This window comes from Streptomyces sp. NPDC006265 (genome assembly GCF_040613555.1).
Lineage (GTDB): Bacteria > Actinomycetota > Actinomycetes > Streptomycetales > Streptomycetaceae > Streptomyces.
This window is the reverse complement of the sequence record NZ_JBEXSH010000508.1, coordinates 1-6,540: the sequence shown is the minus strand read 5'-3', so window position 1 is coordinate 6,540 and position 6,540 is coordinate 1. Positions and strand designations below refer to the sequence as shown.

The 6,540-nt window shown below is 71.1% G+C and carries 5 protein-coding genes; 2 read left to right on the top strand and 3 right to left on the bottom strand.

The genetic code is table 11. The annotated features are described in order from the left end of the window. From ABZ281_RS32065 to ABZ281_RS32055, 3 genes are all read right to left on the bottom strand, one after another. Positions 1-2,671: glycoside hydrolase family 38 C-terminal domain-containing protein (locus tag ABZ281_RS32065; protein WP_356661191.1), on the bottom strand; the 2,671-nt coding region annotated here is incomplete at its 3' end. A 71-nt stretch (positions 2,672-2,742) separates the two neighbouring features. Beyond that, entirely contained in the window at positions 2,743-4,083 is a 1,341-nt protein-coding gene (locus ABZ281_RS32060; RefSeq protein WP_356661189.1) for a 6-phospho-beta-glucosidase, read from the bottom strand. Between the two features lie 190 nt (positions 4,084-4,273). Further along, on the bottom strand, positions 4,274-5,038 hold the full coding sequence (locus ABZ281_RS32055; protein WP_356661194.1) for a DeoR/GlpR family DNA-binding transcription regulator: 765 nt from the start codon (positions 5,036-5,038) through the stop codon (positions 4,274-4,276). A 148-nt stretch (positions 5,039-5,186) separates the two neighbouring features. Between ABZ281_RS32055 and ABZ281_RS32050 the strand changes: the two genes are divergently transcribed. Both ABZ281_RS32050 and ABZ281_RS32045 read left to right on the top strand, forming a co-directional pair. Continuing rightward, the gene (locus ABZ281_RS32050; RefSeq protein ID WP_356661187.1) at positions 5,187-6,242 is read left to right on the top strand and encodes a carbohydrate kinase family protein; all 1,056 of its coding nucleotides are present in this window, start codon (positions 5,187-5,189) and stop codon (positions 6,240-6,242) included. 55 nt (positions 6,243-6,297) lie between these two features. Continuing rightward, positions 6,298-6,540: twin-arginine translocation signal domain-containing protein (locus ABZ281_RS32045; RefSeq protein WP_356661185.1), on the top strand; the 243-nt coding region annotated here is incomplete at its 3' end.

Below are 6,540 nucleotides of genomic sequence, written 5' to 3'. Positions count from 1 at the left end.
GGCGAAAGCACACCCGAGCAGCGCGACGCTGTGATCGTCCGGGGCGCGGACGCGGACGATCCGGAGCCGTGGCTACGCGTCTTCCCTCGCGGACCGTGCGGGAGACGTCGTGGCCGTACGTCGAGTCGTTGATGACGGCGACGCCGTAGCCGGGCTCGCCGAGGTGCACCCAGCGGTGGCCGGAGACCTCGAAGCGGGCCGACTCCCAGCTGGTGTTGGTGTGGGTGGGGCGCTGGATGTGGCCGAACTGGATCTCGGCGGAGGAGTGCGGGGCGCGGATGTCGACCGGGAAGGCCGCCTTGAGGATCTTCTCGGTCTCGTGCCAGTCGATGTCCGTCTCGATGTCGATCCGGGGGCTGCCGGCGCGGACGGTGATCGTCTGGGTGATCGTGGAGCCCCTGCCGAAGGACCGCTCGACGCGGATCGCGCCGATCAGCGGGTCCTGCTCGACGACCGTGACGGACGACGCGTCCAGGAGGTCCGTGTAGCGGTTCTTGTAGTGCTTGTCGATGTCCCAGGCGTCCCAGTAGTTGGGCAGGTCCGTGTGCAGGCGGAGCAGGTTGCCCGGCTCGGCGAGCACCTCGCGGCCGGCGCGCAGGTCGCGGACGGAGGACAGGGTGCCGTCCTCGGCCACCTCCACGCGGACCAGTCCGTTGTCGAGGAGCCGCCCGTCCGTGGTCACCGGCTGCGGGGGCGCGGTGTCGGCCAGGGGCGCGGAGCCGCTGGCGGGCACCTCCACGTACACCGGTGTGCCGTCGGCGGTGCGGACCACCTCGGCGCGGTCGTAGGGGCCGGCGTTGAAGACGCGGGTGCCGCCGGCGCCGAGTGCGGCCACCGCCTCGGCGGTCAGGGCGTGCAGCTCCTGGGCCACGCGGGCGTACTCCGCCTCGGCCTCGCGGTGCACCCAGGCGATGGAGGAGCCGGGCAGGATGTCGTGGAACTGGTGCAGCAGCACCGTCTTCCACAGCCGGTCCAGCTTCTCGTGGGGGTAGGCGTAGCCGGGCGCGTGCAGGGCGGCCGTGGTCGCCCAGAGCTCGGCCTCGCGCAGGAGGTGCTCGGAGCGGCGGTTGCCCTGCTTGGTGCGGGCCTGGGAGGTATAGGTGGCGCGGTGCAGCTCCAGGTAGAGCTCGCCGACCCACACGGGCGCGTCCGGGTACTCCTCGCGGGCCTTGGCGAAGAATTCGTCGGGGTGTTCGACGACGACCTTCGCGGAGCCCTCCAGGTCGGCCAGCCGACGGGCCCGTTCCATGATCTCGCGGGTGGGGCCGCCGCCGCCGTCGCCCCAGCCGAAGGGGGCCAGGGAGCGGGAGGCGCCGCCCTTCTCGGAGTAGTTGCGGACCGCGCGGGACATCTCCTCGCCGCTGAAGCGGGCGTTGTAGGTGTCGACCGGCGGGAAGTGGGTGAAGATGCGGGTGCCGTCGATGCCCTCCCACCAGAAGGTGTGGTGGGGGAACTTGTTGGTCTGATTCCAGGAGATCTTCTGGGTGAGGAACCACTCGTTCCCGGCGAGCTTGGCCAGCTGAGGGTAGGCCGCGTTGTAGCCGAAGGAGTCCGGCAGCCACACGCCCTTGGTCTCTATGCCGAAGTGCTCGATGAAGAACCGCTTGCCGTGGATGAACTGGCGGGCGACGGCTTCGCCGCCGGGCAGGTTGCCGTCGGCCTCGACCCACATGCCGCCGACCGGTGCCCACTGCCCGTTCTTGACCGACTCCTGGATGCGGGCCCAGACCTTCGGGTAGTTGTCGCGCACCCACTCGTACTGCTGGGCCTGGGAGCAGGCGAAGATGAAGTCGTCGTACTCGTCGGCGAGCGAGGTGACGTTGGAGAAGGTGCGGGACGTCTTGCGCTTGGTCTCGCGGATCGGCCAGAGCCAGGCGGAGTCGATATGGGCGTGGCCCACGCCGGAGATCGTGTGCGCGCTGGCGTGCGCGGGTTTGGACAGCGCCGGCTTGAGGGCCTCGCGGACCGCGGCGGCGGAGCCGGAGACGTCGTCCAGGTCGAGCAGGTCCATCGCCCGGTCCAGGGCGTGGGCGATCTCGTGCCGGCGCGGGTCGTGCTCGCCGAGCTCCAGCATCAGCTCGCGCAGCACCTGCACGTCGAGGTCGAGGTGCCAGACCTCCTCGTCGAGGATCGCGATGTCGGCGGCGCGGAAGGTGTAGAGCGGCTTGTCGCCCGCGGTCAGCTTGTCGCCGAGGAGCGTGGTTCTCGAGAAGTTGTCCGCGAGGATGTCCGGGTTGGAAGCGGCCTCGACCAGGTAGTCGACGCTCTCGCCGCCCTGCGCGGGGTTGGCGATCGCCACGTACTGGTTGAGCGGGTTGACGGCCTTCAGCGGCGTGCCGTCCGTGAGGTGGACGAGGGCCTCGGCCTGGTTGCCGGGCCAGTCGCCGACGAAGCCGAGGTCGATGACGGCCTCGACGCGCTTCCCGGCCCACTCGGCGGGCACCTGTCCGCGCATGCGGAACCAGGTGGTGCCCCAGGGCGGGCCCCACGGGGTGCCCATCGAGAACGGCTCGTAGGGCGCGACGGCGGCCTCCTCGAACGGGACCGGCTCCCCCGGGGCCTGCCATGCCTCCACCTCGAAGGGGACGGTGGCCGCGTAGACCGCGGTCTTGATGCGCTGGTCGTGAAGGCGCTGCACGCGCTCCTCGATGCGGCGGCTTTCGTCGTGCATGGGATGTCTCCAGGAAGCGGGAAGAGCGAGCAGACGGGAAGCGGTGGGGGAAAGCGCTTACCGGACGGCGTTCACCTAAGGTACGCCAACCCCGGATGGACGTCGGTGTAGCCCTCGACGAGCTTGCGGGCCACGTTGACGGAGTCGACGAGCGGGTGCAGGGCGAAGGCCTTCACGGCCGTCGCGCGGGAGCCGGATTCGGCGGCGGCCAGCACCTCGCGCTCGACCGCCTTGACCGCGCAGACCAGGCCGGTGGCGTGGTCGGGCAGCGGATCGACGGTGACCGGGTGGGCGCCGTTGGCGTCGACGAGGCAGGGCACCTCGATGACGGCCTCCGCGTCCAGGACCGACAGGGTGCGCCGGTTGCGGACGTTGAGGATCAGGGTGGTGCGTTCGTCCCGGGCAATCGCCCGCATCAGGGCGAGGGCCACCTTCTCGTAGCCGCCGGACAGGTCGTCCTCGTCGCGTTCACCGGCGCCCGCGGTCTCGCGGTTCTCGGCCATGTACGTGGCCTCGCGCTCGGCGCGGGTGCGGTCCCAGACCGTGAGGGCTGGGGCGTGCGGGTTCTTCATCTCGGCGTAGAAGCGTGCCTGCTGGTCGTGCAGGAACGCGCCGCGGGTCTTCTCGGCCTGCTGGTAGGCGCGTACGGCTTCCCGGTTGAAGTAGTAGTAGTGCAGGTATTCGTTGGGGACCGCGCCGAGAGACCGGAGCCAGTCGGCGCCGAAGAGCTTGCCCTCCTCGAACGAGCCGAGCAGGTCGGGGTCGGCGAGCAGGCGCGGCAGTTCGTCGCGGCCGGCGACGCGCAGGCCGCGCACCCAGCCGAGGTGGTTGAGGCCGACGTAGTCGATCCACGCCTCGGTCGGGTTCTCCACGCCGAGCACCCGGGCGATACGGCGGCCGAGGCCGACCGGTGAGTCGCAGATGCCGATGACGCGGTTCCCGAGGTGGCGGGACATGGCCTCGGTGACCAGTCCGGCCGGGTTGGTGAAGTTGATGACCCAGGCGTCGGGCGCGAGGCGGGCCACCCGCTGGGCGATGTCGACGGCGACCGGGACCGTGCGCAGGCCGTAGGCGATGCCGCCCGCGCCCACCGTCTCCTGGCCCAGCACGCCCTCGGCCAGGGCCACGCGTTCGTCGTTCGCGCGTCCCTCCAGGCCGCCGACGCGGATCGCGGAGAACACGAAGTCGGCGCCGCGCAGTGCCTCGTCGAGGTCGGTGGTAGCACTCACCTCGGGCGCGTCGGGGACGCCGGCCGCCTGCTCGGCGAGCACACGGGTCACCGCCGACAGCCGTCCGGCGTCCAGGTCGTGCAGGACGACACGGGTCACCCGGCCCTCGGCGTGGTCCTGGAGGAGCGCTCCGTACACCAGCGGCACGCGGAATCCTCCGCCGCCCAGAATCGTCAGCTTCACCGGGTTCCTCCGATTCGGCAGGCTGCGCGCAGCGCGTCGCGAGAACCGAGCACGCGCCACCTCCCTGACCTCGCTTCAAGATCTGTAACTGGTTCCGGCCCGGCCGGTGTCGAGGGTGTGTGACCTTGCTGTTCACCGAAGGGCGGGGCTCCCTTGGCCGGGAATCCACCCGCCTCGGCCGGAAATGGGTTCACGCCTCCACCTTTCCCACCACGACGACCTCGACGCCCGCCTCCTGGAAGGAGGCCCGCGTCGCCGCGTCGACCGGCTCGTTGGTCACCACCGCGTCCAGGTCCTCGGGACCGCAGACCTTCGCCATCCCGTGCCCCGGGAACTTCGCCGCGTCGGCGAGCAACACCACCTTCTCGCCGGCCTTGATCATGGCGCGCTTGACCGGCACTTCCACCACCGTCGTGTCCATGACCTGCCCACCGGGCCGCACACCGCTGGTGCCCAGGAAGAGCCAGTCGGCGTGCAGCTGGCGCAGGTTGTCCTCGGTGAGGAAGCCGACCAGGGAGCGGTACTCGCGGCGGACCATGCCGCCGAGCAGGACCAGCTCGATGCCCTCGTCGTCGGCGAGTTCCTCGTAGACCACCAGGTTGCTGGTGATCACGGTGAGCCGGCGGCCGTGCAGCTGCCGGGCCAGCCGGTAGGCCGTCGTCCCGATGTCCAGCAGCACCGACTGGCCGTCCTCGACCATCGCGGCGGCGCGTTCGGCTATGGCGTCCTTCTCGTTGACGCGCACCTCGGCGACCTCGGCGAAGGGCTGGTCGCCCTCCTCCACGACGGCGCCGCCGTGCACGCGCGTGAGCAGTCCGTCTTCTTCCAGTTTGACCAGGTCACGCCTGATTGTGGCGGGACTCACCCCCAGCTGCTCCGAGAGGTCGGTCACGGCCGCGGGCCCGCCGGCGCGCAGGGCCCGCAGGATGAGTTGGTGTCGTCGTTCTGCCAGCACGACCAGAACACTACTCGTCATCTTCAATCATTTCTATGCTCAGTTCTGCTCGGGTATTGACCAATCCCTCAGAGCAGCGCACGATTCCGCTCACAGTGTGAAGAGTTTTGACGCTCTCCGTCGAAGCCCTGAGCGAGAGGACACATCCGTGGACGATGACCGGCCCGATGTGCTGCTGACGGGGCTGCTCTTCTACGACCTCGTCCTCACGGGGCTCGGCAAGCCGCCCACCCCGGGCGAGGAGATCTGGACCGGGGGCATGGGCTGCGGCCCGGGCGGCATCGCGAACCTCGCCGTGGCCGCCTCCCGCTTCGGCCTCAGGACCACCCTGGCCACGGTGTTCGGCGACGACTTCTACGGCGGGTACTGCCGGGACGTCCTGCGCGACCGGGAAGGCGTCGACCTCTCGCTCTCCCGTACGGCGGACCACTGGCCGACCCCGGTCACCGTCTCCGTCGCGTACGGCCACGACCGGGCCCTGCTCACCCACGGGCAGGAGCCGCCGTACTCGCAGGACGTGCTGATGGGCGACCCGCCCGACGCGCGAACCGCCCTGGTGCACCTCGAGGCCGAGCCGCGCGAGTGGCTCGCCAAGGCCGCCGCGAACGGCACGCGGATCTACGCCGACGTCGGCTGGGACCCCGCCCAGGAGTGGTCGCCGGCCCTGCTGGAGCAACTGGCCCTGTGCCACGCCTTCCTCCCGAACGAGACCGAGGCGATGGCCTACACCCGCACCGACAGCGCGGTGGCCGCGCTCGGCACGCTCTCCGAGCTGGTCCCGGTCGCCGTGGTGACGCGGGGCGGGGACGGCGCCCTCGCCGCCGACCAGATCACCGGCGAGTACGCCGAGGTCCCGGCCCTGGACACCGACGTCCTGGACGCGACGGGCGCCGGGGACGTCTTCGGCGCGAGCTTCGTCGCGGCCTCCCTCGGCGGCTGGCCGCTGGCGGAGCGGCTGCGGTTCGCGGTGCTCGCGGCCGGGCTGTCAGTCCGCCACCACGGCGGCGCCCTCGCGGCCCCCGGCTGGTACGGCGTCGCACGCTGGTGGCGCTCCCTGACCGACCCCGCACTGCGGCGCGCCTACGGGTTCCTCGCCGACCGCATCCCGGCCGACCCGGGCCCGCCCCCGCACCACGCCCCCGTCACCCCGCCGAGCCCGCACACCCCCGCCGGTCCGCGCGCCTGCGGAACCGGGCGGCACTGACGCTCTCCCCCTCTGCACTCCTCCGCATGTCGAACAGGAACAACAGGAGCAACCCGTGGACCTTTCTCGTAGAGGCTTCCTCCAGGCCGCCGCGCTGACCGCGGCGGCCTCCGGTCTGACCGTCGCCTGCGGCGGCGGCTCGGGATCGTCCGGCAGCAAGAACGGCAAGAACCTCACCTTGTGGTACTGGGGCGGCGCGCTCAGCGACAAGGTGGTCGCCGAGGCGAAGACGCACTTCAGCGGCCAGGTGAAGCTCACCGCCGCCTCCATCGGCGGCGACTTCAAGCAGAAGCTCACC